At 38.6% G+C, this 26,771-nt stretch carries 23 protein-coding genes, 2 rRNA genes and 2 other annotated features; all 25 genes read right to left on the bottom strand.

Annotated features, from left to right (window positions below; genetic code table 11):
• Positions 1–131 precede the first annotated feature (131 nt).
• A complete protein-coding gene (gene rpoC, locus VIG73_RS03960) occupies positions 132–3,737 on the bottom strand; it encodes a DNA-directed RNA polymerase subunit beta' (RefSeq protein ID WP_331639232.1) in 3,606 nt (1,201 codons plus the stop codon).
• A gap of 107 nt (positions 3,738–3,844) precedes the next feature.
• Positions 3,845–7,381: a DNA-directed RNA polymerase subunit beta gene (gene rpoB, locus VIG73_RS03955; RefSeq protein WP_331639231.1), complete on the bottom strand. Its 3,537-nt coding sequence runs from the start codon at positions 7,379–7,381 to the stop codon at positions 3,845–3,847.
• 445 nt (positions 7,382–7,826) lie between these two features.
• Positions 7,827–8,429, bottom strand: coding sequence for a class I SAM-dependent methyltransferase (locus tag VIG73_RS03950; protein WP_331639230.1), 603 nt, complete (start codon positions 8,427–8,429; stop codon positions 7,827–7,829).
• An 83-nt stretch (positions 8,430–8,512) separates the two neighbouring features.
• Positions 8,513–8,878, bottom strand: coding sequence for a 50S ribosomal protein L7/L12 (gene rplL / locus VIG73_RS03945; protein ID WP_146938337.1), 366 nt, complete (start codon positions 8,876–8,878; stop codon positions 8,513–8,515).
• Positions 8,879–8,928: 50 nt separating this feature from the next.
• Entirely contained in the window at positions 8,929–9,429 is a 501-nt protein-coding gene (rplJ, locus tag VIG73_RS03940; RefSeq protein ID WP_331639229.1) for a 50S ribosomal protein L10, read from the bottom strand.
• 35 nt (positions 9,430–9,464) lie between these two features.
• Positions 9,465–9,613 (bottom strand) — a sequence feature (ribosomal protein L10 leader region).
• A gap of 46 nt (positions 9,614–9,659) precedes the next feature.
• A complete protein-coding gene (gene rplA / locus VIG73_RS03935; RefSeq protein ID WP_331639228.1) occupies positions 9,660–10,355 on the bottom strand; it encodes a 50S ribosomal protein L1 in 696 nt (231 codons plus the stop codon).
• Between the two features lie 177 nt (positions 10,356–10,532).
• Positions 10,533–10,958 carry a 50S ribosomal protein L11 gene (rplK, locus tag VIG73_RS03930; protein WP_331639227.1) on the bottom strand — a complete coding sequence of 142 codons (426 nt, stop codon included), beginning with the start codon at positions 10,956–10,958 and terminating at the stop codon, positions 10,533–10,535.
• A 153-nt stretch (positions 10,959–11,111) separates the two neighbouring features.
• Positions 11,112–11,645 (bottom strand): transcription termination/antitermination protein NusG, encoded by a 534-nt coding sequence (gene nusG, locus VIG73_RS03925; RefSeq protein WP_331639226.1) that lies wholly within the window; start codon positions 11,643–11,645, stop codon positions 11,112–11,114.
• A 178-nt stretch (positions 11,646–11,823) separates the two neighbouring features.
• Complete coding sequence (secE, locus tag VIG73_RS03920; RefSeq protein WP_331639225.1) at positions 11,824–11,994, bottom strand: preprotein translocase subunit SecE; 171 nt, start codon at positions 11,992–11,994, stop codon at positions 11,824–11,826.
• 42 nt (positions 11,995–12,036) lie between these two features.
• The gene (gene rpmG / locus VIG73_RS03915) at positions 12,037–12,186 is read right to left on the bottom strand and encodes a 50S ribosomal protein L33 (RefSeq protein WP_331639224.1); all 150 of its coding nucleotides are present in this window, start codon (positions 12,184–12,186) and stop codon (positions 12,037–12,039) included.
• A 59-nt stretch (positions 12,187–12,245) separates the two neighbouring features.
• Positions 12,246–12,920: an RNA polymerase sporulation sigma factor SigH gene (gene sigH, locus VIG73_RS03910; RefSeq protein ID WP_331639223.1), complete on the bottom strand. Its 675-nt coding sequence runs from the start codon at positions 12,918–12,920 to the stop codon at positions 12,246–12,248.
• A gap of 150 nt (positions 12,921–13,070) precedes the next feature.
• Entirely contained in the window at positions 13,071–13,580 is a 510-nt protein-coding gene (locus tag VIG73_RS03905; protein ID WP_331639222.1) for an NYN domain-containing protein, read from the bottom strand.
• Positions 13,577–14,326: a 23S rRNA (guanosine(2251)-2'-O)-methyltransferase RlmB gene (gene rlmB / locus VIG73_RS03900; protein WP_331639371.1), complete on the bottom strand. Its 750-nt coding sequence runs from the start codon at positions 14,324–14,326 to the stop codon at positions 13,577–13,579. Before rlmB ends, VIG73_RS03905 begins: the two co-directional genes overlap by 4 nt.
• Positions 14,326–14,733, bottom strand: coding sequence for a Mini-ribonuclease 3 (locus tag VIG73_RS03895; protein ID WP_331639221.1), 408 nt, complete (start codon positions 14,731–14,733; stop codon positions 14,326–14,328). The genes rlmB and VIG73_RS03895 overlap by 1 nt, the downstream gene beginning before the upstream one ends.
• Positions 14,733–16,136, bottom strand: a complete 1,404-nt coding sequence (gene cysS, locus VIG73_RS03890) for a cysteine--tRNA ligase (protein WP_331639220.1) — start codon at positions 16,134–16,136, stop codon at positions 14,733–14,735. The genes VIG73_RS03895 and cysS overlap by 1 nt, the downstream gene beginning before the upstream one ends.
• The gene (gene cysE, locus VIG73_RS03885) at positions 16,117–16,785 is read right to left on the bottom strand and encodes a serine O-acetyltransferase (RefSeq protein WP_331639219.1); all 669 of its coding nucleotides are present in this window, start codon (positions 16,783–16,785) and stop codon (positions 16,117–16,119) included. The genes cysS and cysE overlap by 20 nt, the downstream gene beginning before the upstream one ends.
• A 50-nt stretch (positions 16,786–16,835) precedes the next feature.
• Positions 16,836–17,057: a binding site (T-box leader), on the bottom strand.
• 71 nt (positions 17,058–17,128) lie between these two features.
• On the bottom strand, positions 17,129–18,598 hold the full coding sequence (gene gltX / locus VIG73_RS03880; protein ID WP_331639218.1) for a glutamate--tRNA ligase: 1,470 nt from the start codon (positions 18,596–18,598) through the stop codon (positions 17,129–17,131).
• A 166-nt stretch (positions 18,599–18,764) separates the two neighbouring features.
• On the bottom strand, positions 18,765–19,859 hold the full coding sequence (locus VIG73_RS03875; RefSeq protein ID WP_331639217.1) for a PIN/TRAM domain-containing protein: 1,095 nt from the start codon (positions 19,857–19,859) through the stop codon (positions 18,765–18,767).
• A gap of 174 nt (positions 19,860–20,033) precedes the next feature.
• Entirely contained in the window at positions 20,034–21,398 is a 1,365-nt protein-coding gene (gene radA / locus VIG73_RS03870) for a DNA repair protein RadA (protein ID WP_331639216.1), read from the bottom strand.
• A 208-nt stretch (positions 21,399–21,606) separates the two neighbouring features.
• Positions 21,607–24,033, bottom strand: coding sequence for an ATP-dependent protease ATP-binding subunit ClpC (gene clpC, locus VIG73_RS03865; RefSeq protein ID WP_331639369.1), 2,427 nt, complete (start codon positions 24,031–24,033; stop codon positions 21,607–21,609).
• Between the two features lie 38 nt (positions 24,034–24,071).
• The gene (locus VIG73_RS03860; RefSeq protein WP_331639215.1) at positions 24,072–25,130 is read right to left on the bottom strand and encodes a protein arginine kinase; all 1,059 of its coding nucleotides are present in this window, start codon (positions 25,128–25,130) and stop codon (positions 24,072–24,074) included.
• Positions 25,127–25,672: a UvrB/UvrC motif-containing protein gene (locus VIG73_RS03855; protein WP_331639214.1), complete on the bottom strand. Its 546-nt coding sequence runs from the start codon at positions 25,670–25,672 to the stop codon at positions 25,127–25,129. Before VIG73_RS03855 ends, VIG73_RS03860 begins: the two co-directional genes overlap by 4 nt.
• Before the next feature lie 30 nt (positions 25,673–25,702).
• Positions 25,703–26,170, bottom strand: coding sequence for a CtsR family transcriptional regulator (locus VIG73_RS03850; RefSeq protein ID WP_331639213.1), 468 nt, complete (start codon positions 26,168–26,170; stop codon positions 25,703–25,705).
• Positions 26,171–26,442: 272 nt separating this feature from the next.
• Positions 26,443–26,558: ribosomal RNA gene (gene rrf / locus VIG73_RS03845) — 5S ribosomal RNA — on the bottom strand.
• A 123-nt stretch (positions 26,559–26,681) separates the two neighbouring features.
• Positions 26,682–26,771, bottom strand: a 23S ribosomal RNA gene (locus VIG73_RS03840); the annotation flags it as partial.

Here is a 26,771-nt window from a genome sequence, read left to right as displayed (position 1 = left end):
CGTAGGTTTTTTCGTTATTTTTACTAATAATTAATCTGCTATTAAAAAAAGAAGTAAAGATGTCAGCAAGAAATCAAAATATAGGGGATTTCTTGCTAGACATGTCTCTTTACTTTTGTATCACAGTCATATTAAACCGTTTCTTCAACTTCTTCCGTCTCTTCTGTTTCCTCATCAAAAGTAGGCGCCTGAATTTTACGGTAGCGTTCAATTCCTGTTCCAGCTGGAACGAGTTTACCGATAATAACATTCTCTTTAAGGCCTAGTAATTCATCAACTTTGCCTTTGATCGTTGCATCTGTTAACACACGAGTTGTTTCTTGGAAAGATGCAGCCGATAGGAAAGAGTCCGTTTCTAGGGATGCTTTCGTAATTCCGAGTAAAACAGGTTTTCCTACCGCAAGTTGCTTACCTTCTTCTAAAGCCTTGCGGTTCGCATCTTTAAATTGATGTATTTCCATTAATGATCCTGGTAATACATCTGTTTCCCCTGCATCTAGGACACGGATTTTGCGTAGCATTTGACGCACCATTACTTCCACGTGCTTGTCACTGATTTCTACACCTTGCAGTCGGTATACACGCTGGACTTCACGTAGTAGGTAATCTTGAACGCCTTCTACCCCTTGAACTTTAATAAGTTCTTTTGGATCCACAGACCCTTCGGTTAATTCCTGTCCAGCAATAATTTCATCACCGACAGAAACTTTTAGGCGAGCATTCATTGGCACAGCGTATGCCCGTTCTTCAACATCACTTTTTACAATGATTTCTTGTTTGTCTTTTTCGCTTGTAATTTCATGTACAAAACCATGGATTTCACTAATAGTTGCTTTTCCTTTAGGGTTACGCGCTTCAAACAGTTCTTGAATACGTGGTAAACCTTGGGTAATATCATCGCCCGCTACCCCACCTGTATGGAACGTACGCATTGTAAGCTGTGTACCCGGTTCTCCAATGGATTGAGCAGCAATAATTCCGACTGCTTCACCAACTTCGACTTCTGCACCTGTTGCCAAGTTACGCCCGTAACATTTCTTACAGACACCGTGACGCGTGTTACAGTTAAACACTGTCCGGATTGTCACAGATTCGATACCTGATTCGACAATTTGTTTTGCTTGATCTTCTGTGATGACTTCATTAACTGTTACGATGACGTCACCAGTTCCTGGGTGTGTCACTTCTTCAAAGGCCGTTCGACCAACTAGTCGATCATATAATGGTTCAATGACTTCGGCCCCTTCTGTAATGGCAGAAACGGTAGAGCCACGATCTGTGCCACAATCTGTCTCACGAATAATAACATCTTGAGCAACATCAACAAGACGACGCGTTAGGTATCCTGAATCGGCTGTTTTCAAGGCGGTATCAGCAAGTCCTTTACGTGCCCCGTGTGTCGAAATAAAGTACTCTAACACAGATAGACCCTCTCGGAAGCTGGATTTAATCGGTAATTCGATAATTCGTCCGGATGGGTTAGCCATCAGACCACGCATACCAGCTAACTGTGTAAAGTTAGACGGGTTACCACGAGCACCTGAATCACTCATCATAAAGATTGGATTGAGTCGATCTAAGGATGCCATTAATTTGTCCTGAACAACATCTTTTACATCAGACCAAATTGAAATGACGCGTTCATAGCGCTCTTCCTCTGTTATCAATCCACGTCTAAATTGCTTGAGAACACGATCTACTTTTTGTTGTGCCTCATCGAGAAGCTTTTCTTTCTCCGGTAAGACGACAACATCTGAAATCCCTACTGTCATTCCTGCAACAGTGGCAAAATGGAATCCGAGGTCTTTCATTAAGTCAAGCATTCTAGATGTTTCGCTCACTTTAAATCGTTTAAAGACTTCAGCAATAATATCGCCTAAGAAACCTTTCTTGAATGGCTTTACTAATTCTCTAGATTGGATTTCTTCGACAACGTTCGCGCCTCGTTCAATAAAGTATTGCTCAGGTGTATGAACCTCTAAATTCATACGTGTCGGTTCATTAATATAAGGGAATGAATTAGGGAGCATCTCATTAAAAATGAGTTTCCCGATTGTTGTTATTAATAATTTATCGTTTTGTTCTTCTGTAAAGGTTTCGTTATTTAAGCTTGCCGCCCGGACAGCCACGCGTGTGTGCAAGTGCACATAGCCTGCTTGGTACGCCATAAGGGCTTCGTTTGTATCTTTGAAGATTTTCCCTTCACCAACGGCATTTTCTCTTTCAAGTGTTAAATAATAGTTACCTAAAACCATATCTTGTGAAGGTGTTACAACCGGCTTTCCATCTTTAGGGTTTAAGATGTTCTGTGCCGCCAGCATTAAAATGCGCGCCTCGGCTTGCGCTTCAGCAGACAACGGAACGTGGACAGCCATTTGGTCTCCATCAAAGTCCGCGTTATATGCTGTACAGACGAGTGGATGAAGATGGATGGCACGGCCTTCAACCAATGTCGGTTCAAACGCCTGAATACCGAGTCTGTGTAAGGTTGGTGCCCTGTTAAGTAGTACTGGATGTTCTTTAATCACTTCTTCTAAAACATCCCACACTTCATAATGCATCCGTTCAATCTTTCGCTTTGCCGATTTAATATTATGAGCAATGCCTTTGTCAACAAGCTCTTTCATAACAAATGGCTTAAATAATTCTAATGCCATTTCTTTCGGCAGACCACATTGATACATTTTTAAACTTGGACCAACAACGATAACTGAACGTCCTGAGTAATCAACACGCTTTCCTAGAAGGTTCTGGCGGAAGCGACCTTGTTTACCTTTCAACATGTGTGAAAGTGATTTTAATGGTCTATTACCTGGACCTGTAACTGGACGTCCTCGGCGACCGTTATCAATTAACGCATCTACCGCTTCTTGGAGCATTCTTTTTTCGTTTTGAACAATAATGCCGGGTGCACCAAGATCTAATAAACGTTTTAAACGGTTATTTCGGTTAATCACGCGACGATATAAATCGTTTAAGTCTGAAGTTGCAAATCTTCCACCATCTAGCTGGACCATCGGACGAATTTCCGGTGGGATGACTGGTAGAACATCTAGCACCATCCATGATGGATCGTTACCAGAATGACGGAATGCTTCAAGCACTTCAAGCCTTCTAATGGCTCGTGTTCTACGCTGACCTTGAACGGTTTTTAGTTCTTCTTTAATTTGTGCAACTTCTTTATCTAAATCAATATCCTGAAGTAATTTTCGAATGGCCTCTGCACCCATTTGCGCATTAAAAGTATTTCCGTATTTCTCATAATAGGAACGGAATTCTTTTTCAGATAATAATTGTTTCTTTTCTAATGGTGTGCTGCCTGGCTCTGTTACAATATATGCTGCAAAATAAATGACTTCTTCTAGCGCTCTCGGGGACATATCTAATAGAAGTCCCATTCGGCTTGGAATCCCTTTGAAATACCAAATATGTGATACAGGTGCTGCTAACTCTATATGTCCCATACGCTCACGACGAACGGCTGCTTTAGTAACTTCAACACCACAACGATCACAGACAATCCCTTTGTAACGAATACGTTTATACTTTCCACAATGGCATTCCCAGTCTTTGGCTGGTCCAAAAATCCGCTCACAGAAAAGCCCATCTTTTTCTGGTTTTAATGTACGATAGTTAATCGTTTCTGGCTTCTTTACCTCACCATATGACCAAGAGCGAATTTTTTCAGGTGAAGCTAATCCTATTTTCATATACTCAAAATTATTTACATCTAACAAGGGGCTACCTCCCTTTTTAATGTATGGTTTCTTTATATCATAAACCACTGATGAATCAAGGTATCCCTTAATTCATCAATGGTTTTCCTTTTTTATGGTGCCAATCCTTATTTTTTGTTTAATTCTAAGTTAAGCTTACTAGCTGTTTGAGAATCTTCCTTCTCTAAGTCGCGAATCTCAATTTCTTCTTCATCACTTGAGAGAATCTTTACATCGATTCCTAAGCTTTGCAATTCCTTAATTAATACTTTAAAGGATTCTGGAACACCAGGTTCTGGAACATTGTTACCTTTTACAATCGCTTCGTAAGTTTGAACACGTCCAACGACATCATCCGATTTAACGGTTAGTAGTTCTTGTAGTGTATATGCCGCACCATAAGCTTCAAGTGCCCATACTTCCATTTCTCCAAACCGCTGACCACCAAATTGTGCTTTACCACCCAATGGTTGTTGTGTAACTAGGGAGTATGGTCCAGTTGAACGGGCATGTAATTTATCATCAACCATATGTGCCAGTTTCAACATATACATAACACCGACAGATACACGGTTATCAAACGGTTTTCCTGTTCTACCATCATAGAGAACAGTTTTTGCATCGCGTGGCATACCCGCTTCTGCTAGGGCATCCCAAACATCTTGTTCTGATGCTCCGTCGAATACTGGTGACGCGACGTGAATACCGAGTTTCCGAGCCGCCATGCCTAAATGTAATTCGAATACTTGCCCAATATTCATTCGTGACGGGACACCTAATGGATTCAACATAATATCAATTGGTGTTCCATCTGGTAAAAATGGCATATCTTCTTCTGGAAGGATTTTGGAAATAACACCTTTGTTTCCGTGTCTTCCTGCCATTTTATCTCCTTCTTTTATTTTACGCTTCTGAACGATGTACACGCGAACAAGTTTATTAACCCCTGGCGGAAGTTCGTCACCATCTTCGCGGTTAAAAATCTTCACATCAAGGACGATACCGCCTGCCCCATGTGGTACACGTAAAGATGTGTCACGGACTTCGCGAGCTTTTTCACCAAAAATCGCATGTAAGAGTCGCTCTTCCGCAGAAAGCTCTGTAACTCCTTTTGGCGTTACTTTCCCGACGAGGATATCCCCGTCTTTTACTTCTGCTCCGATGCGAATAATACCTTGTTCATTTAGATTCTTAAGTGCATCTTCACCAACATTCGGAATGTCTCTTGTAATTTCCTCGGGGCCTAATTTTGTATCACGCGACTCCGACTCATACTCTTCTATGTGAATGGACGTATAAACATCATCCTTCACGAGGCGTTCACTCATAATAATCGCATCTTCATAGTTATACCCTTCCCATGTCATGAAGGCAATTAAAATATTTCGTCCTAAAGCTAATTCGCCTTTTTCCATGGAAGGACCGTCAGCTAAGATCTCGCCTTTGGATACGCGATCACCTTTTTTAACAATTGGACGCTGGTTATAGCACGTTCCTTGGTTAGAACGTTCATACTTTCGTAGACGGTAATGGTCAAGGTCACCCTTCACTTCCTTGCCATCCACCTCAGAAATACGGCGAACAACAATTGCTTTTGCTTCCACACTTTCGACGATTCCGGTGTGACGGCAAATAATGGCGGCTCCTGAGTCTTTACCAGAAACATATTCCATTCCTGTTCCGACAATTGGTGCTTCAGGCTCAAGTAATGGAACAGCTTGACGTTGCATGTTCGCTCCCATTAAAGCACGGTTGGAGTCATCATTTTCCAAGAATGGAACACATGCTGTCGCTGCCGAAACAACTTGTTTTGGTGAAACGTCCATATAGTCGATTTGACTATGTTTTACCTCGATGTTTTCCCCACGAAATCTTGCAACAACTTCTTCATCAATAAATTTCCCTTGCTCATCTAATGGCGCGTTTGCTTGAGCAACGACATAATTATCTTCTTCGTCTGCAGTTAAGTAATCGATATGCCCTGTTACCTTTCCAGTTTCTGGGTCAACCCTACGATATGGTGTTTCAATAAATCCGAATTTATTCACCTTTGCATAGGATGAGAGTGAGTTGATCAACCCGATGTTCGGACCCTCTGGTGTTTCAATCGGACACATTCTTCCATAGTGTGAATAGTGTACGTCTCGCACTTCAAATCCAGCGCGTTCACGTGTTAGACCACCCGGTCCAAGAGCAGATAAACGACGCTTATGTGTTAATTCAGCGAGTGGATTCGTCTGATCCATGAACTGTGATAGCTGGGAACTACCAAAGAACTCTTTAATCGACGCAATAACCGGACGAATATTAATCAGCTGTTGTGGTGTAATGCTAGACGTATCTTGGATCGACATACGTTCTCTAACTACACGTTCCATTCGGGATAATCCGATTCTAAACTGATTTTGTAATAATTCGCCAACAGAGCGTAAGCGACGATTTCCTAAATGGTCAATATCGTCTGTGTGTCCAACTTGATGTAATAGGTTAAAGAAATAGCTAATGGAAGATAGAATATCTGCTGGTGTGATATTTTTAACATTTGCTTCGATGTTTCCATTACCAATGACATGAAGAACACGTTCTCCACTTGGATCTGTTGGATCAATAATTTTGACAGACTGTAGGCGAACTGGTTCACCTAAAATAGCTTCCTCTGAATCTAGAACCTTCTCACCTACTAGTGAGTCATTATTCTCTAGATGAGGGATTATTTTGTTCAATAACTTCCGTTCTAATTTATCGCCTTTTTGAGCGAGCACTTCTCCAGTTTCCGGATCTACAATAGGTTCTGCAAGCACCTGATTAAATAATCTGTTTTTTAAATGGAGCTTCTTATTGATTTTATAACGACCGACATGTGCAAGATCGTAACGCTTCGGATCAAAAAAGCGTGATATGATGAGACTCTTAGCATTCTCGACTGTAGGTGGTTCACCAGGACGCAGACGTTCATATATTTCTAACAATGCTTTTTCAGTTGATTCGGTATTATCTTTTTCTAGCGTATTTAATAGATACTCATTGTCACCTATTAGATCAATGATTTCCTCGTCTGAATTAAAGCCAAGAGCACGTAATAGAACAGTAATTGGTAGTTTTCTCGTACGATCGATACGAACATAGACGACATCTTTCGCATCTGTTTCGTATTCCAGCCATGCACCACGGTTTGGAATCACAGTTGCTGTCAGTCCGCGCTTACCGTTTTTATCAATTTTCTCATTGAAATAAACACTAGGTGAGCGTACTAACTGTGATACAATAACCCGTTCTGCACCGTTAATAATAAATGTTCCTGTATCAGTCATTAACGGGAAATCACCCATAAATACTTCTTGTTCTTTTACTTCTCCAGTCTCATTGTTAATTAATCGTACTTTCACTCGAAGTGGAGCGTCATAGGTTACGTCTCTTTCCTTCGATTCTTCGACAGGGTATTTCGGATCTCCCATCGAATAATCTACAAACTCTAATGACAAGTTTCCTGTGAAGTCTTCAATCGGAGAAATATCTTGAAACATCTCTCGCATTCCTTCTTCTAAAAACCATTGGTAGGAAGCGGTTTGAATTTCAATTAAATTTGGTAACTCCAACACTTCACTAATTCGAGCATAACTTCTACGTTTGCGATGTTGTCCATACTGAACTAGTTGACCTGCCAACTGCTTCACCTCTCAAATCTTGCATTGTTTGCATGTAATATGTACACATACATACAAAAATGAATAATATATTTTTAGAAAAACCGGTACACTTAAAACGTCTCGGTTTCTCTTGATACCTATAGATTTTAATTAAAACATATCTTGCGCTATGAAGGATTCTTTTTAAATAATAACTTGCCTTATATGAATAATGGTCGTAAAATAATAAATAATTATCTTGCTTATAATTGATTAATGCGTTATCTTAAAATAGAAAAGATTTTTCATGGAAAATCGTTGAATAAAAAATCGGAAAACAAAAATTTGTAACCATTTTATCATTGTTTCCGATTCAAAATAGAATATACCTTTCATATTTTCACATGTTTTTTTAATATAAAATCCTTGACAAAAGAAATCCCATATTAGCATTTAATAATATTATCATAACGAGCGCGTCACGTCAAACTTTTATCGCTCTTAGTATATAATATCCTTTACTTTTAGTAACTACTTCTACACGACTAAACAATTCAGCGAGTTTTTTCTTCGCCGATGGAGCACCTTGCTTTTTTTGGATGACGACCCATAACTCACCTTCAGTATACAAGGAAGCCAAACTTTCTTCAAACATCGCATGCACTGTCTTTTTTCCCGCCCGAATCGGAGGATTCGTTAAAATAGCTACAAATGAGCGATTTTGCAATTTTTCAAAGCGATTGCTCACAAAAACTTCTGCATTTTTTATATCGTTTATTTTGACATTTTGTTCTGCAAGCTCGACCGCTCGCTCATTGATGTCCACCATTGTTATCTCCCGTTCAGGAAAACTTGCCGCTATAGCTATACCAATTGGTCCATACCCACAACCGAGGTCTAAAATATTTCCTTGGTGTGACGGAGGGGTAAATTGTTCGATTAAGAGACGACTCCCATAATCGACTTCGTTTTTAGAGAATACGCCGGTATCACTAACAAAAGTGAACTCTCTTTTTCGTAGTTGATATTTCCATGTCTTTGGTGAACTATTTGATTGGGGTTTTTTGGAAAAGTAATGATTTGTCATCATAAACACCTGCTTTTTCACTGGTTAATAGGTGTAAATTTAAAGCTCGCCGTAATCCGACGAGCTTTTTTTATTGAGTGCCATTATTTTAATTCTACAGCTGCTCCAACTTCTTCTAACTTTTCTTTGATTTCTTCTGCTTCTTCTTTTGCAACGCCTTCTTTTACTGGTTTTGGAGCGTTGTCAACTAATTCTTTAGCATCTTTCAAGCCAAGACCTGTGATTTCACGAACCACTTTGATAACTTTAATTTTAGATGATCCTGCACTTTCAAGAACAACGTCAAATTCAGATTTTTCTTCAGCAGCATCGCCACCAGCAGCACCGCCAGCAACTGCTACAGGAGCTGCAGCTGTAACGCCGAATTCCTCTTCAATAGCTTTTACTAAATCATTTAATTCTAAAACAGACATTTCTTTAATCGCTTCGATAATTTGTTCTGGTGTCATGTTATTTCCTCCTATTAATTTATTATATACGTTCTAAATAACATTCTTAATTAAGCACCTTGCTCTTCTTTTTGCTCAGCCACAGCTTTTGTAACGTAAGCAAAATTACGAATTGGTGCTTGAAGAACACTAAGCAACATAGAAACCATACCTTCGTAGTTCGGTAGGCTTGCAAGTTCTTTAATATCCTCTAAAGATGCGATTTCTCCTTCGATCACGCCAGCTTTAATTTCTAGTGCTTCATGATCCTTAGCGAAATCATTTAAAATACGCGCCGGTGCGACAACATCTTCGTCACTAAATGCAATAGCAGTTGGACCGACTAATGTATCAGATAATTCACCTAGACCGGCTGCTTCTGCTGCACGTCGTGCCAATGTGTTTTTATAAACTTTGTAATCAACGCCAGCTTCACGTAACTGTTTACGAAGCTCAGTTACTTCTGCAACATCAAGACCTCTGTAGTTGACGAGTACAGTTGACTGGCTAGAACGGAATTTCTCAGTAATCTCTTCAACAACTTGTTTCTTCGTTTCCATTACGTTGGACATCGTTCCACCTCCTGAAAGGAATCATCATACCGTATAAATCTCATAATAAAAAGGAGCCTCGAGACAGAGAGGCTCCTTTAATTAAGACGATTGCAAACGGACATCATCTTACTTTATTAGAAAAACCTCGGCAGGATATTAAGCTTAACGCCCCTGCTGTCTACGGTATAACGTATTTATTTTTGTAACGTCATTTATTATATCGACTTCACATGCAAAAGTCAACTCTATTATGGACGGAATTCCGAAACATCAATTTTAATGCCTGGGCCCATCGTAGAAGTAAGGGTGACGTTTTGTAAATACTTCCCTTTAGAAGATTGTGGTTTTACTTTTACAATTGTTTCTGTTAAAGCTTTAAAGTTTTCGACAAGCTGATTAGCATCAAATGAAAGCTTACCAAGTGGCGCATGTAAATTTGAAGCTTTATCAACGCGGTATTCTACTTTTCCAGCCTTGATATCTGTTACAGCTTTTCCAACTTCAAACGTTACTGTTCCTGTTTTCGGGTTTGGCATTAAGCCTTTCGGTCCAAGTACACGACCTAACTTCCCTACTTCCGCCATCATATCAGGTGTCGCTACAATAACATCGAAATCTAACCAACCTTGGTTAATTTTTTCGATATATTCTTGGTCACCAACATAATCAGCACCTGCTGCCTCTGCTTCTTTCGCCTTTTCACCTTTTGCAAACACGAGAACAGTTTGCGTTTTCCCTGTTCCGTGCGGTAATACCATAGCACCGCGAATTTGTTGATCAGCTTTTTTCGGATCAACTCCTAAGCGATAGGCTACTTCAACGGTTTCGTCGAACTTTGATTTTGGAAATTGCTTTAAAAGTTCAACGGCTTCATCTATTTGATAAGTTTTTGAGCGATCAACTAATTTTGCCGCTTCTTGATATCTTTTACCTTTTTTAGCCATTATATTTCCTCCTCTATTGTGGTTATAACGGTTTGACCTCCCACTTATAAAAGCACGAACACGAGCCTTTATAAAGCTTAGATGACTATAAAACACCCTCCGACATACAGAGGGTATCATCATACGAAAAGGTTGCGAGTTGAATGCTAACTTGCCGCAACCTGTTAGATTTCAAAATTAATCTTCAATCGTGATTCCCATACTACGCGCTGTTCCTTCAACCATGCGCATGGCCGCTTCAACATCAGCTGCGTTTAAATCTTGCATTTTTAATTCTGCAATTTCTTTAACTTTGTCACGTTTTACCGTTGCTACTTTATTACGATTCGGTTCACCAGATGCTTTATCAATTCCCGCTTCTTTTTTCAGTAGTACAGAAGCTGGTGGTGTTTTAGTAATAAATGTGAAAGAACGATCTTCAAAAACAGTAATTTCTACAGGAATAACTAATCCTGCCTGTTCTTGTGTACGCGCATTAAATTCTTTACAGAATCCCATGATATTAATACCTGCTTGACCTAATGCTGGCCCTACTGGTGGTGCAGGATTTGCTTTAGCTGCAGGAATCTGTAATTTTACAACTTGAATAACTTTTTTAGCCACGAGACACACCTCCTTAAAGTCCGTGATGTGGTAATAGGAGAACCTATTATTTCTCCTCCCACTCTAAATCTTTCCGTTCTACCGATTAGAACAGAACATGAATAACAAAAAGATTTTAGCATGTTTCTTTCATTTTTGCAAGTGTTTCAGTCGTTATAACTTTTCAATTTGGCCAAATTCCAATTCAACTGGTGTATCGCGACCAAACATATTGACATGTACTTTTACTTTTTGCTTATCAGTATCAATCGACTCAATCGTTCCTGTAAAGTTAGCAAACGGACCATCAGTCACTCGGACGTTTTCCTTAATCTCGAAATCAACTTGATACTCTTGGCCGGCTAAGCCCATTTGTTTTAGAATACCGTCGACTTCATGTGGTAATAACGGTGTTGGCTTTGTTCCTCCACCACTTGATCCGATAAACCCAGTAACACCTGGTGTGTTTCGGACAACATACCATGAATCGTCTGTCATAATCATTTCGGTTAAAACATATCCGGGAAAAACCTTCTTCTTCGTTACTTTTTTCTTTCCATCTTTTATTTCTGTTTTTTCTTCTTCTGGAACGATAACGCGGAAAATTTTATCTTCCATTCCCATCGTTTCTACACGTTTTTCTAAGTTAGTCTTTACTTTATTTTCGTAACCAGAATACGTATGAATGACATACCATTTCTTATCCATCCTGCTTTCCCTCCCTTAAAATTCAATAAACTCTATTTCTAAACATATAAGGCACATCTGTATCGTGATATTTAAACAATTTAAAAAACCCGTTATGTCGGGTTTTTTTGTAATAGGTATATATAGCATTATAACATATTTATCATACATTTATTCAAAATATAAGTCCAAAAGCTACTTAGCGAACCCACTCAATTACTTGTGTAATACCAAGGTCAACAATAAAAAAGAATATAGCCACGAAAGCAACTGTCGCAATAACGGTAATCGTATAACTTGTTAATTCACTACCTTTTGGCCAAGAAACTTTTCTCATCTCTCGTGTAACATCTTTTAAAAATTTAAACATAGTCTTTTGTACCTCCCAATCTTCGCTAGAAGCTCTAATCTATCATTTAGTTTCACGATGCCACGTATGTTTGCCACATGTTTTGCAAAACTTTCTAACTTCCAAGCGTGCAGATTGTTGTGATACGTTCTTATTCGTCGTATAATTTCGGCTGGCACAATGTGTACACGCTAAAGTTATCTTCTTATTCATCCTGTCACCCCGTTCTCGGGATATGCTCACTTTAATGTAGCATGTCTAAGTTATCAATGTCAATAGTCGACATATTCATTAAATGATAGAATCACTTCTCCAGAACGATGAAACTCACCTAACTTACGCTTTACCCGTTGTAATGCATTGTCTATGGACTTAACATGTCTTTTTAGTTCTGTCGATATTTCCTCATAGGACTTCCCATCGAGGTATAAAACAAGTACCCTTCTCTCAAGGTCACTTAAAGACTGAGTTAACTTAAGGTGGATATATCCTTGCTTTTCTTGATAAACAAGCAATTCTTGTGGATCGGTTGTTTCCGAACCCGCAATCGTATCCAATAATGTCCGATCTGAGTCTTCATCATAAATTGGTTTGTCCAAGGAAACATAAGAATTTAGTGGGATATGTTTTTGTCTCGTCGCAGCTTTTATCGCCGTGATGATTTGCCTCGTAATACAAATATCTGCAAACCCACGAAACGACGTCAACTTCTCTGCATCGTAATCACGAATCGCCTTATACAAACCAATCATACCTTCTTGAAAAATATCTTCACGATCTGCTCCAACGATAAAATATGTGTGTGATTTTGCTCTAACAACATGTTTGTACCTATTGATTAGAAAGTCTATTGCTTGTCCACATCCTCGATGGATTAATTGAATCAATTCCTCATCTTTAAGACGATGGATTTGATTCGAACGAGCCCTAAGTTGCTTTACACTCACCTGGTATGCCCTCCCCCACCAAATTGTTGGCAATTATGGAACTATTATACAATATAGAGGATAATTTCTCAATAAAATGTGATAGGTATTTTCGCTCAATTTATAAAATTACCAATAATCCGTAGGGTTATTTTAGGTCTTTAGGGCTAGTTACTTTCTGCCGCGGCGCCATTTTTCGAAAACTTCTTGGACTTTCGGGTCTAAAGGAATCTTGGAAGGGGGTTTGAGTTGACTTTGATTTGTTATGCAATTTCTAATATCCTGTTGCATCGATTCCATCTCGATATAGAGCTCTCTAGCTGATTTCCTCAAAGCCCCACTTCCAAAAATCGTTCGCTGTTCGTCATAATCTGATGTCGCTACATACACTTTATCACGAACATTATGTAGCTCTTTGACGAGTCTTTCGATACACTCATCGGCTGTTTCTTTTTCTTTTGTAAAAATAATATCAAGCTTGTACTTTCGATATTTCGATGCTTTCCCTTTGACATAATAAGCATCGAATACAACAATTACACGATAGCCTGAATAAGCCTGATATTCAGCCATCATATCAAGTAAGCGATCACGAGCTTGTCCGATATCCTTTTCTTTTAATCTTTGTAATTCTTCCCACGCTCCAATAATGTTATAGCCATCTACTACAAGATAAATCATGTTTGGGCGCTTATGGGATGACGCTTGCGATATACTTCATACAGTAACAAGCTACAAGCTACTGATGCGTTAAGTGATTGCACATGTCCAACCATTGGGAGCTTCACTAGCCAGTCACATTTTTCTTTGACTAGGCGGCTAATCCCTTTTCCTTCATTTCCAATCACAATGGCAAGAGGTATCGTTAAATCTAGTGACCGATAATCCTCTTTAGCTTCTCCAGCTGTACCTACAATCCAAAGATTTTTCTCTTTTAAGTGATCAATTGTTTGAGCGATATTCGTTACGCGAACAACTGGGACGTATTCAATTGCCCCGGCTGATGTTTTAGCAACTGTTTCTGTTAAACCGACAGCACGGCGCTTTGGGATAATAACGCCATGCGCCCCTGTCGCATCAGCTGTTCTTAAAATGGAACCTAAGTTATGTGGATCCTCTAATTCATCTAAAATAATAAAGAAGGGATCTTCATTGCGTTCATTAGCGATTGCAAATAAATCATCCAGCTGTGCGTATTCATAAGAAGCTACAAATGCCACAATTCCTTGGTGGTTACCTTTTGATAATTGATTGAGCTTATGCTTCGGCACTTGTTGGATAACAGCATTGACTCTTTTACTTAGACGGTTGATTTCCCGACGTGCATGAGCATTTAATTGTTCCGAAATTAATATTTTATGAATCGCTCGGCCTGATTTTAATGCCTCTATGACTGGATTTCGGCCAATAATCATTTCCTCTTTCATCATAAGCTTCCTCCCTTCTGAACATCTAAATGGTCAACCGCTTTTTTTAACAACGTATTTAGTCTTTCTTTGTTACCGAGTAAATAATGATAGCCTATTAACGTTTCAAATGCTGTGGAATAACGGTAAGCTTGCACACTTGCATTCTTTGGAATTGATCCGGATTTCGCATTACGTCCACGAATCGTGACTTTCCTTTCTTCTTCTGTTAGAAAGTCGGTCTCAAGCCAGGCTAATATGACATTAGCCTGAGCTTTTGCCGAAACAAAAGTAACCGCTCTTTGATGTAGCTCATTTGGCTTGATTTCGCCAGATTTCAATAAATACTCACGTACATAAACTTCGTAAACAGCATCACCCATATAAGCAAGTGCCAAACTTTTCATTTGTTTAACATCAAGTTTCATTATTGACCTCTTTTCCACCGGACACCTTGAGGCGTATCCTCCAATATTATCTGCTTTTCTTTTAAAAGATCTCTAATTTCATCAGCACGTGCAAAATCGCGATTTTTCCGTGCTTCATTTCTTTCTTCAATTAAACGTTCAATATCCTCATCTAACAATGCTTCTTCTTCCTCCAGTGTTATACCCAATATACCAAGCATTGCTTGAATCGTATTCTGGAAGGCATCGATTACACTTGTTGCTGTTTGATCCTGTTCAACATATAGATTGGCTTCTTTTGTTACATCAAATAAAACAGATATGGCATTAGCTGTATTAAAATCATCATCCATGGCCGCTTCAAATTTTTCTTTTAATAATCCAATTTTTTCAAGCCATTCGGTGTTATCTTTCGTTAAATTCATACTTACCTTTTTACGATGTTCTAAGTTAAAATATGCTGTTTGAATTCGATCAAAGCTCTGTTTAGCTCCCTCTAACAATTCTTCCGAAAAGTTAATTGGATGACGATAGTGAACACTTAACATAAAGAAGCGGATAATTTTTGGATCATGCCATTTTAACAATTCACGTGTTAAAACGAAATTGCCAAGAGATTTTGACATCTTTTCATTATTAATGTTGATATAGCCATTATGCATCCAATAATTTGCAAAAGGTTTGCCCGTTTTAGCCTCTGATTGTGCAATTTCATTTTCATGATGTGGGAAAGTTAAGTCTTGACCACCTGCGTGAATATCAATTGTCTCTCCTAGATATTTCTTTGCCATCGTAGAGCACTCGATATGCCAACCCGGACGCCCTTTCCCCCACGGTGAATCCCAAGCCACTTCATCTTTTTTTGCCTTTTTCCACAATGCAAAATCGAGTGGATCATTTTTCTTCTCACCAACTTGAATACGTGCACCAGCTCGTAATTCATCAATTGATTGATGTGATAGTTTCCCATAATCCTCAAAAGCTCTCGGTTTAAAGTAAACATCACCGTCTACTTCATAAGCATAACCTTTTTCAATCAATCCCTCGATAAAACGAATAATATCTTCAATTGTTTCAGTTACACGTGGGTGGTAAGTCGCTTTATTAACTCCTAGTGCTGCAACATCTTCCTTATAAGCTTTAATATAGCGATCCGCAATCGTTTTGGCATCTTCACCCGCTTCATTTGCCGCGTGAATGATTTTGTCATCAATATCAGTGAAATTAAGGACATATGTCACATCATAGCCCTTAAACTCTAAATAACGTCTTACCGTATCAAAAACAATAGCAGGTCGCGCATTTCCAATATGAATATAATTATATACCGTTGGGCCACAGACATACATCCGTACCTTTCCTTCTTCAATTGGCTTAAAGGTTTCTTTTTCCCTTGTTAATGTGTTAAAAATTTGAATCGTCATGTCGTTCCCCTTCCTTTCTTTGAGCAAGCTCTTTTTTTAATGCTTCTATTTCTTTTTGTAAGTGATTGAAACGATCTTGAATCGGGTCTGGTAATTTATGATGATCTAATGTTTTCTCTACCTTTTTACCGTGTTGCCGAACGACTCTCCCTGGAATGCCGACCACTGTCGCATGTTCAGGGACATCCTTTAACACGACTGAACCAGCTCCAATTCGTGCATATTCACCAACTGTAATCGATCCAAGCACTTTCGCACCAGTGGCAATGAGTGCATGATCCTCTATCGTTGGGTGACGCTTTCCTTTTTCTTTTCCAGTTCCGCCTAATGTAACACCTTGAAACACAGTCACATCATCACCGATTTCACATGTTTCACCAATGACAACACCCATGCCGTGGTCAATGAAAAAGCGTCTGCCTATTTTAGCTCCCGGATGTATCTCGATTCCTGTTAAAAAGCGATTAATTTGTGATATAGCACGAGCAATAAAGAACATTTTCCGTTTAAAAAACGCATGTGCTATGCGGTGCCACCATATGGCATGTAAACCTGAATATGTCAAGAACACCTCTATATACGTACGTGCCGCTGGGTCCTGTTCAAAAACGACATCCATATCCTCCTTCATCCGCTTAAAAATACCCATCTTCTAAACCTCCTTCTCATTTGATAAAAAAAAGCGTCTCTGTGTTTTAACACAGAGACGCTCATTTGCGCGGTTCCACTCTGATTGAGGAAAAGCAATCATCTCCCCCAGCTCAATCTCTAAATAACGGTAGAGTACCGCCGTCATATACTTTAATTCCATGACGGGCTCAGAGGAGCATTTCAAAAATAGCGGTTAAAACCACTTACAGCCTAGGTGGTTCTCTCTGGGTAACCGATTTATTTTTTACTTTCCCTCTTCAACGCACAAGTATGTGATATTACTATATTATATTTATTTCATTATGTGAACCGAAATGAATGATGTGGCTGCCTTTTTTTATTTATGCATTCAACTTCTTCAACACATCATCTAAGCGGCTTACAATAACATCTTTTCCAAGTAATTCAATCGCTAATGGTAACTCTGGCCCGTGCTTTTGACCTGTTGTAGCAACACGGATTGGCATAAACAATTTTTTCCCTCGGTGCCCTGTTTCTTTTTGGGTAGCCTTTATTTGCGCTTTAATGTTCGCTTCTTTAAATTCATCTAAATGAATCAATTTGTCAGTAAACACTTGAAGAACCTCTGGAACCTGTTCTTCCTTTAATACGTCCATTGCTGCTTCATCGTATGTGATAGCTGTTTTAAAGAACATGTCTGTCAGTTCAACAATTTCTTTGCCGTAGTGTAACTGCTCTTGGTATAGATGAATGAGTCTCTCTGCCCATTCGCGTTTTGCTTCATCCATATCTTTTGAAAGTTTTCCAGCTTCAATCAAATATGGCAATGCTAAAGAAACAGCTTCTTCAGGAGCTAATTTCTTGATATATTCTCCATTCATCCATTTTAACTTTTGTTGATCAAATATAGCAGCAGAGGTTGACAGGCGATTTGGATCAAATATCTCAATTAATTTATCTTGATCAAAAATCTCTTCCTCGCCAACTGGTGACCAACCAAGTAATGTAATAAAGTTAAATAAAGCCTCTGGCAAGTAACCCATATCTTTATATTGCTCAATAAATTGCATGATATGTTGATCACGTTTACTTAATTTCTTACGGTCTTCATTCAAGATCAATGTCATATGACCAAATGTCGGTGGCTCCCAACCGAATGCCTCATAAACCATCAATTGTCGTGGTGTGTTTGAAATATGTTCTTCTCCACGTAACACGTGAGAAATCTCCATCAAATGATCATCAATGACAACAGCAAAATTATATGTTGGAATGCCGTTTTTCTTGACCATTACCCAGTCACCAACATCACTGGATTCAAATGAAATGTCGCCACGAACGATATCATTAAAAGTATAGGTCACATCATCTGGCACACGGAAGCGAATACTCGGCTTTCTGCCTTCTGCTTCAAATTGTGCAATCTGTTCTTTTGTTAAATTCCGATGCGCGCCAGAATACTTCGGCATTTCGCCGCGAGCTCTTTGTTCTTCACGTTCCTGTTCGAGTTCTTCCTCTGTCATATAGCATTTGTAAGCTAGACCTTTTTCCAATAACTCATCAATATATTTTTGATAAATTTCAAGGCGTTCCATTTGGCGATATGGTCCATAATCACCGCCAATGTCAGCCCCTTCATCCCAGTCAAGGCCTAGCCATTTTAAGTATTTTAATTGACTTTCCTCGCCGCCTTCAACATTTCGTTTCTCATCCGTATCTTCAATACGAATGATAAATTTCCCATTAAAATGTCTAGCATATAAATAATTAAACAAAGCCGTACGTGCATTCCCAATATGTAAATGACCTGTTGGACTTGGTGCATAGCGTACGCGGACTTCTTTTGTCATGGTGGTACCCCTTCCTAAAAATAAATAAGTTCAATACATGTGTGACAACGAAAACCACGAAGTTATTCACACTTTAAAAGTGTCCTATATAAGTATAACAAAAAGCGATAACAATTACTGTTATCACTTTTTATTTCTATACATCTTATATAATGTTATACCTTTTTTATAATGCTTTTTCAAGTAGTTTTGGCTTAGCAAAGATCATACGACCGGCTGATGTTTGAAGAACACTTGTAATAATGACTTCGATTTTCTTACCGATGTAGCGCATCCCTTCTTCAACAACAATCATTGTTCCATCGTCTAAGTAAGCGATGCCTTGATTATGTTCTTTCCCATCTTTAATCACTTGGACTGCCAATTCCTCTCCAGGGAGAACGACTGGCTTTACTGCATTTGCCAGATCGTTTATATTTAGCACCCGTACGCCTTGTAGATCACAGACCTTATTCAAGTTAAAATCATTTGTGACAACTGTTCCATCAATCACCTTAGCCAACTTGATTAACTTGCTATCAACTTCAGGAATATCTTCAAAGTCACCTTCGTAAATTTTAACTTCTATTGGTAGCTCTTTCTGGATACGATTCAAGACGTCTAAACCTCTACGTCCACGATTGCGTTTTAATACGTCGGAAGAATCAGCGATATGTTGTAGCTCACCAAGTACAAATTGTGGGATGACAAGAGTTCCTTCTAAAAATTCGGTTTGACAAATATCAGCAATCCGACCATCAATAATAACACTTGTATCTAGTATTTTTGGTTTCTGATATTCTCTTTTAACTTGCTCTTCTGATGTCTGACGCTTTTTTTCCCGATCTTTTTTTGTTGCTAATAGTTGTAGAAATTCTTCACGTCTTCGAAAACCAACCTGAAAGCCAAGATAACCGAGAATGATCATGATAAATAGTGGAACAACTTGAGAAACAACGCGTATCTTAATGTCTTGAATCGTAATATTAATCAAATAGGCGACAACTAAACCAACGATTAATCCAAGTGTTCCAAATGCCAAATCACCAAGTGGCACCTTAATAAGTGCTTCTTCTACCCATTTCAAAAAACCAACAATATAATCGGTAATGAAGTATGAAATGAGGAAGAAAATAATCGCACCGGCAATTAATCCAAAATAACTAGAATGTAACCAACCAATATCAGTAATACCTAGTAAAATAATAATTTCAGGTATATACAAATAACCCATTGTTGCACCTGTAATCAAAAAAAACAAATGAACAATCCTTTGCAACATGATACTTCACCTCCTATTTCTATTATTGCCTCAACTCTTAAAAAAATAACCGTTATCTTAAAATTCCATATATGATTTCATTAAAATCATAGCATAGCCTTGAAAAAGATTCAATTTAGTAAAACAATAAACTTTATCATAGATTTAATTCAATGTCAATGTCGATGTGTTTGTTTATCGGTGTAATCCGACATTCAATGCTTCTTGAACAGTGTTCACACCAATGACTTCAATTGTTTTTGGTAAGGTCCATCCGTCTATATTTTTTTGTGGACATATAACTCGTTTAAACCCTAATTTAGCCGCTTCCTGTACCCGTTGTTCTATTCTAGATACACGTCTCACCTCGCCTGTTAATCCAACCTCTCCTATAAAAATATCATCTGGGCGAGTCGGTTGATTACGAAAACTTGATGCAATACTTACACTTATCGCCAAATCAATGGCTGGCTCATCTAATTTAACGCCACCGGCTACTTTCACATAAGCATCTTGGTTTTGTAACATGAGTCCGACGCGTTTTTCTAATACCGCCATTAATAGTGGTATACGATTATAATCGATCCCTGTAGCCATACGACGAGGGTTTCCAAAGCTAGTCGGTGAAATAAGTGCTTGAATTTCCACTAAAACAGGACGTGTGCCTTCCATCGAGGCAACGACAGTTGATCCAGCAGCTCCTTTTGATCGTTCTTCTAAGAAAATCTCTGACGGATTCATCACTTCACGAAGTCCTTCTTCCTTCATTTCAAAGATACCCATTTCATGCGTGCTCCCAAAGCGATTCTTAACACTGCGCAAAATCCGATAAGTATGATGTCTTTCTCCTTCAAAATATAAGACGGTATCTACCATATGTTCTAAAATACGTGGACCAGCAATCGCCCCTTCTTTAGTCACGTGACCGACGATGAAAATGGGGATATTATTTGTCTTTGCAATACGCATCAATTCACTTGTACATTCTCTAACTTGTGACACACTACCTGGTGCACTTGTCACCTCATCTCTATAGATTGTCTGAATTGAATCAACAACAACAAGAGAGGGTTTTAATTGTTCAATATGATTAGCAATATCAAAAAGATTTGTTTCTGCTAAGACATATAGCAAGTCGGAAACAACACCTAATCGATCAGCACGTAACTTCGTTTGGCGCGTAGATTCCTCTCCAGAAATATATAAAACCGGTAATTGTTGATCGGCAAGTTGTGATGATATTTGTAGGAGCAGTGTTGATTTTCCAATTCCTGGGTCACCACCGATTAGAACGAGCGAACCTTGAACAACACCTCCACCTAAAACGCGGTTAAATTCTTTCATAGAAGTCATGATGCGTGGTTCTTCTTGTGATTCGATAGATGTGATTTTGACAGGTTTTCCTGAAGTCAATCCAGTTGATGGGCGGTTCGCTTTTGTCTTCCTCTCAATTTCCTCAACAAGTGTATTCCAATTCGAACAGCCTGGGCATCTCCCCATCCACCTCGGGGTTTCATATCCACAAGATTGACAGACATACTTTGTCTTTGTTTTAGCCAATTTACTCGGTCCCTTCCACTGGCAAAAAAGCAAAATAACTTTTCGCTCTTTCCCGTCTAATTTTATTGTATACGAATTTCTTTACCATGAAATTACAATTAGTTATCATTTCCTTTGCTTTGTCACATATTTATGCCACAATTATAGACAGATAGGAAAAACAGCTAGAAGAAATGATCCTTCCAGCTGTTAAATATCAAAGTTGTTCTTACGGAAGAACGATAAATTCTCCTTTATTATTTAAGCCAACTTTAACCTTTCTTCCTTTAACTATTGTTCCTTTTAATAATTCCTCAGATAGCAAGTCTTCAATATTCTTTTGAATTGCTCGACGTAACGGGCGTGCACCATACTCTGGTTGAAAACCCTTTTCGGCAATTTTTTCAACCGCTTTATCGGTTAATGAAAACTCGATATCTTGATCTTTTAAACGTTTTTGTAATTGTTTTAACATTAATTTAGCAATTTCTTTCATATGCTTTTTCTCGAGTGTATGGAAGACAATTGTTTCATCAATTCGGTTTAAGAATTCTGGACGAAAGGCTTTCTTCAAAGCGGTGAGTACATTATCTTTCATATCTTTGTACTCCTGACCATCATCGTTTAGCGTGAAACCGACATATTTATTTCGTTCTAACTCACTCGCACCAACATTAGATGTCATAATTAGAACCGTATTACGAAAATCAACTAGTCTTCCTTTAGAGTCTGTTAAACGCCCGTCCTCTAACACTTGTAATAAAATATTGAATACTTCTGGATGAGCTTTTTCAATCTCATCGAGCAGGACAACAGAATAAGGTTTACGGCGGACTTTCTCTGTTAATTGCCCACCCTCTTCATAACCAACATAACCTGGTGGGGAACCGACTAAACGGGATGTGGCGTGTTTTTCCATATACTCGGACATATCAATCCGAATCATCGCATCCTCATCTTCAAACATGGCTTCAGCTAAGGCACGAGCTAATTCTGTTTTACCGACACCAGTAGGTCCTAAGAAGATAAATGAACCAATCGGACGCTTCGGATCTTTTAACCCAGCTCTTGCTCTTCGTATAGCAGTGGCGACCGCTTTCACTGCTTCTTCTTGACCAATGACACGTCCGTGTAATATTTCCTCAAGATTAAGTAGGCGCTCTGTTTCATCTTTTGTCATACTAACAACCGGAACTCCTGTCCAACTTGAAACAACGGTGGCAATATCTTCAGTGGTCACTTTTGAATCTTCTTTTCCTTGTTTTTCCTTCCATTTTTCCCGAGTTGTTTCTAATTCTTCACGTAAACGCTGTTCAGAGTCACGTAATGAAGCAGCTTTTTCAAATTCTTGGCTTTGTACAGCTGCGTCTTTCTCTTTACGTACTTCCTCTAGCTTTTGTTCCAATTCTTTTAAACTAGGTGGTATCGTATAAGAACGGAGACGTACCTTCGAACCTGCTTCATCGATTAAATCAATCGCTTTGTCTGGTAGGAAGCGGTCAGTAATATAACGGTCGGATAGATTTACCGCTGACTCAATTGCCTCATCAGTAATTGTTACACGATGGTGTGCTTCATAGCGGTCTCGTAAACCGTGTAAAATTTGTACCGTTTCTTCTGGCGTTGGTTCATCAACCTGGATTGGCTGGAAGCGTCGCTCTAGAGCTGCATCTTTCTCAATATATTTGCGATATTCATCAAGTGTTGTTGCACCGATACATTGTAATTCACCGCGAGCAAGAGAAGGCTTTAATATATTTGAAGCATCAATTGCTCCCTCTGCTCCACCAGCGCCAATTAATGTATGCAATTCATCAATAAATAAAATGACGTTATTTGCTTGGCGAATTTCTTCCATTACTTTTTTCAACCGATCTTCAAATTCTCCACGATACTTCGTTCCAGCTACAACCGTTCCCATATCTAATGTCATCACGCGTTTATCACGGAGCGTCTCTGGGACTTCATTATTTACAATTTGTTGAGCTAACCCTTCGGCAACAGCTGTTTTTCCAACACCGGGCTCACCGATTAGAACAGGGTTATTTTTTGTCCTACGGCTTAATACTTGAATCACCCGTTCAATTTCTTTACTTCGACCAATAACCGGATCCACTTTACCTTCTTTAGCACTCTCAGTTAAATCACGTGCCAATGAATCAAGTGTTGGTGTACTCACATGGTTTTGACGTCCACGTCCTTGTCTAGAAGCTTCTGTTTCATTACTGCCTAATAGCTGTAGAACTTGCTGTCTTGCTTTATTCAAACTTACACCTAAATTGTTTAAAACTCTTGCAGCTACTCCCTCACCCTCGCGAATAAGACCTAACAAAATATGTTCCGTTCCTACATAAGAATGTCCAAGTTTACGTGATTCATCTTGAGAAAGTTCGACGACCTTTTTTGCGCGTGGTGTATAATGGATTGCCTGCATCGGCTGTTTCCCTTTTCCAATTAACTTCAGAACTTCTTCTTGAATTTTTTCCACTTCTAAACCTAATGATTGTAATGCTTTGGCAGCAATACCTTTACCTTCACGAATAAGTCCCAATAAGATATGTTCGGTACCGATATTATTATGTCCAAGTTTAACTGCTTCTTCCTGCGATAATGCTAAAACCTTTTGTGCTCTCTCTGTAAAACGTCCAAACATCATCATGTATAACCTCCCATCAATTTGTATACATTCTTAGTTTATAGATCTGCTAATTTTTCTCGAATGACAGATGCCCGTAATACGTCTCGTTCTCTCGGCGTTAATGTTTTTTGTGTATGGTATTGTAAGAAACCTGGTTGAGTCAATACGGTTAATTCTGTTAAGATATGGCGTGGTAAATTAATTAATTCTAAATCAACACCTAGTCGAACGTGTGACAAGCGAGTTGCCATTTCTTTTGTATCCATAATCCTACTATATTTTAATGCGCCTAAAGAACGGAATATACGATCTTCTAATCCTGTTCCTAATTCCTTTAACAGCTTATTGCGTGCATGGCGTTCGTGTTCGATTAATTGACGAACAACCCCTTGTAAATCCTCAATAATATTATTTTCTGATTTACCAAGTGTAATTTGATTGGATATTTGAAATAAATGTCCAAGCGCTTCACTGCCTTCACCATATATCCCTCTTACTACGACACCTAAGTGGTTTATAGCAGGGATCATACGGTTCAGTTGTTTTGTAATAACAAGTGCTGGCAAATGCATCATAACAGAAGCACGCATGCCTGTTCCAACATTCGTTGGACAACTTGTTAAATATCCCCTTTTTTCATCAAAAGCGTAATTCACTTTATCCTCTATCCAATCATCAACTTCAAATGCTTTAGTAAGAGCATCTTGAAGTTGAAAACCTGAATAATAAAGCTGAATACGTAAATGATCTTCTTCATTAATCATAATCGATATTTGTTCATCTGGCGAAATAAGTGATGCCGCAGTGTTAAACTTCTTTGTTAATAGTGGACTAATAAGATGCTTCTCAACCAAAACCATTTTCTCAATCGTGCTTAAATCTTGAACAGGCACAAATTGGAGCGGTCCACTTCCTTCAAACGATGCTTGATTATATTCTTTTTCAAAGAAGTTCTTAACATCGTTTAGTTCTTCACTTGGCGCAATGACTGGAAATTTGTGATCTGCTAAATTTCTTGCTAAGCGAATTCGACTACTTAAAACAATATCATGGTCAGGTCCGTCCTCAAGCATCCAAGGACTAATCGCTTGATCCATAAACTGTTCATAGCTCATGGTGTATCACCCGCTTCCTTATTTCGAATTTGCTGTTCTAGTTCTTTAATGTTATCCCTTACGATAGCAGCCTTTTCAAATGCTTCATTTTCAATTAAGGTTCTCAATTGTTGACGGTAATCCTCAAGTTGTTTTTTTAAATGTAAATGGCCACCTTTTCGCTTAGGAATTTTACCAATGTGGCGGGTGTTTCCACTATGGACCCTACTGAAAATAGGATCTAAGCGGTTGGAAAATGTATGGTAACACTCAGCACAACCAAATTTACCAATTCGTTTAAACTCTGTAAAAGTCATATCGCATGATGGACAACGTACTTCTTCAATCTGTTGAAAAGGATGTCCTTGTAAATCGACTTTTGGTGTATCTAAATGAAATAAACCGGTTAATAAATCATGGAGAGAAAACCCTTCTTCAGGATAAGTCATATAACCATTTTCTTTGGCACACACTTCACAAACATGTATATTTGTTTTTTTTCCATTCATCACATGTGTGTAATGTACTGTCGCTGGTCGTTTTTGGCATTGCTGACATTTCATTATACACCTCTCCTTTCATAAACTTGACATTTAATGCTTCATGTATTTTAATGTATTCAGCATCTGAGTAAAAATCCTCGCTCTTACTTCATCCCGTAATGGTAGCTTGAATGCTAATGTTTCGCGGTCTAAAGCACTTATCATAATCTTTGCTTCACGCCTTGTAATCATTTCTTCTTCTAATAGGCGTTCAACTACATCAACCGCAGCCTGAAAGCTGACTTTTGGATTTATCATTTGAATAATTTCATCAATTAATTCTGCTTCATCCTTATGCTTTACTCTAATGATACGTATATAGCCACCACCACCGCGCTTACTTTCTACCATATAACCCTTTTCAGTCGTAAAACGTGTATTGATAACATAATTTATTTGTGAAGGTACACATTGAAATTGATCAGCTATTTCATTACGCTTAATTTCAATGACATTCTTGCCTTTTTTATCTAATATTTCTTTTAAATATTGTTCAATAATATCTGTGATATTCTTCATGTAGCCACCTCCTCACTATCATCACAACACGTTTAACAAGGATATTATAGGCGTGTTACCTGACTTTGACTATCTTTGACTTTATCTTTATTATACTTCAATATAAACGAAGTTGCCAATATCTACATTTATATTATTGTTGACAAAAAAATAGAAAGAAAAACATGTTACATTGAGAATTGATTTGGAGTAAAGTGAGGATAAAGGAGAGTTTCTCAAGAAAGAACAAAAGCGAGGTATACCATTTATTGGTATACCTCGCTTAATTAATTGCCTGGCAACGTCCTACTCTTGCAGGGGCTATGCCCCAACTACCATCGGCGCTGAAGAGCTTAACTTCTGTGTTCGATATGGGAACAGGTGTGACCTCTTCGCCATCGTCACCAGACAGAATGATTTGAAAGACAAAATCTATTATACGCACTTTTTTCACAAAATGCAAGTGTTTTTTTCAAGATTTTTATACCCTGAAAACCAAATAAGAAGAAAACCTTAGACATCAATTAAATAGCTAGTCAAATCCTCGATCAATTAGTATCCGTCAGCTCCACGTGTCACCACGCTTCCACCTCGGACCTATCAACCTCATCGTCTCTGAGGG

Origin of the sequence: Cerasibacillus sp., from assembly GCF_036516575.1 — a bacterium.
Classification (GTDB): Bacteria; Bacillota; Bacilli; order Bacillales; family Amphibacillaceae; genus Cerasibacillus.
Note: the sequence above shows the minus strand (reverse complement) of the source record. Positions and strands in the feature narration are given on the sequence as shown.

Bases quoted from the DNA above. Each gene is read 5' to 3' on its own strand.
- VIG73_RS03950 (WP_331639230.1), bottom strand. From the start codon at position 8,429: ATGACAAATCATTACTTTTCCAAAAAACCCCAATCAAATAGTTCACCA.
- rplL (WP_146938337.1), bottom strand. From the start codon at position 8,878: ATGACACCAGAACAAATTATCGAAGCGATTAAAGAAATGTCTGTTTTA.
- rplJ (WP_331639229.1), bottom strand. From the start codon at position 9,429: ATGTCCAACGTAATGGAAACGAAGAAACAAGTTGTTGAAGAGATTACT.
- rplA (WP_331639228.1), bottom strand. From the start codon at position 10,355: ATGGCTAAAAAAGGTAAAAGATATCAAGAAGCGGCAAAATTAGTTGAT.
- nusG (WP_331639226.1), bottom strand. From the start codon at position 11,645: ATGGATAAGAAATGGTATGTCATTCATACGTATTCTGGTTACGAAAAT.
- secE (WP_331639225.1), bottom strand. From the start codon at position 11,994: ATGTTTAAATTTTTAAAAGATGTTACACGAGAGATGAGAAAAGTTTCT.
- rpmG (WP_331639224.1), bottom strand. From the start codon at position 12,186: ATGAATAAGAAGATAACTTTAGCGTGTACACATTGTGCCAGCCGAAAT.
- VIG73_RS03905 (WP_331639222.1), bottom strand. From the start codon at position 13,580: ATGATTTATCTTGTAGTAGATGGCTATAACATTATTGGAGCGTGGGAA.
- rlmB (WP_331639371.1), bottom strand. From the start codon at position 14,326: ATGAAAGAGGAAATGATTATTGGCCGAAATCCAGTCATAGAGGCATTA.
- VIG73_RS03895 (WP_331639221.1), bottom strand. From the start codon at position 14,733: ATGAAACTTGATGTTAAACAAATGAAAAGTTTGGCACTTGCTTATATG.
- cysS (WP_331639220.1), bottom strand. From the start codon at position 16,136: ATGACGATTCAAATTTTTAACACATTAACAAGGGAAAAAGAAACCTTT.
- cysE (WP_331639219.1), bottom strand. From the start codon at position 16,785: ATGGGTATTTTTAAGCGGATGAAGGAGGATATGGATGTCGTTTTTGAA.
- gltX (WP_331639218.1), bottom strand. From the start codon at position 18,598: ATGACAAAAGAAGTCCGCGTACGCTATGCACCAAGTCCAACAGGTCAT.
- VIG73_RS03875 (WP_331639217.1), bottom strand. From the start codon at position 19,859: ATGTTGCAAAGGATTGTTCATTTGTTTTTTTTGATTACAGGTGCAACA.
- clpC (WP_331639369.1), bottom strand. From the start codon at position 24,033: ATGATGTTTGGACGTTTTACAGAGAGAGCACAAAAGGTTTTAGCATTA.
- VIG73_RS03860 (WP_331639215.1), bottom strand. From the start codon at position 25,130: ATGAGCTATGAACAGTTTATGGATCAAGCGATTAGTCCTTGGATGCTT.
- VIG73_RS03855 (WP_331639214.1), bottom strand. From the start codon at position 25,672: ATGAAATGTCAGCAATGCCAAAAACGACCAGCGACAGTACATTACACA.
- VIG73_RS03850 (WP_331639213.1), bottom strand. From the start codon at position 26,170: ATGAAGAATATCACAGATATTATTGAACAATATTTAAAAGAAATATTA.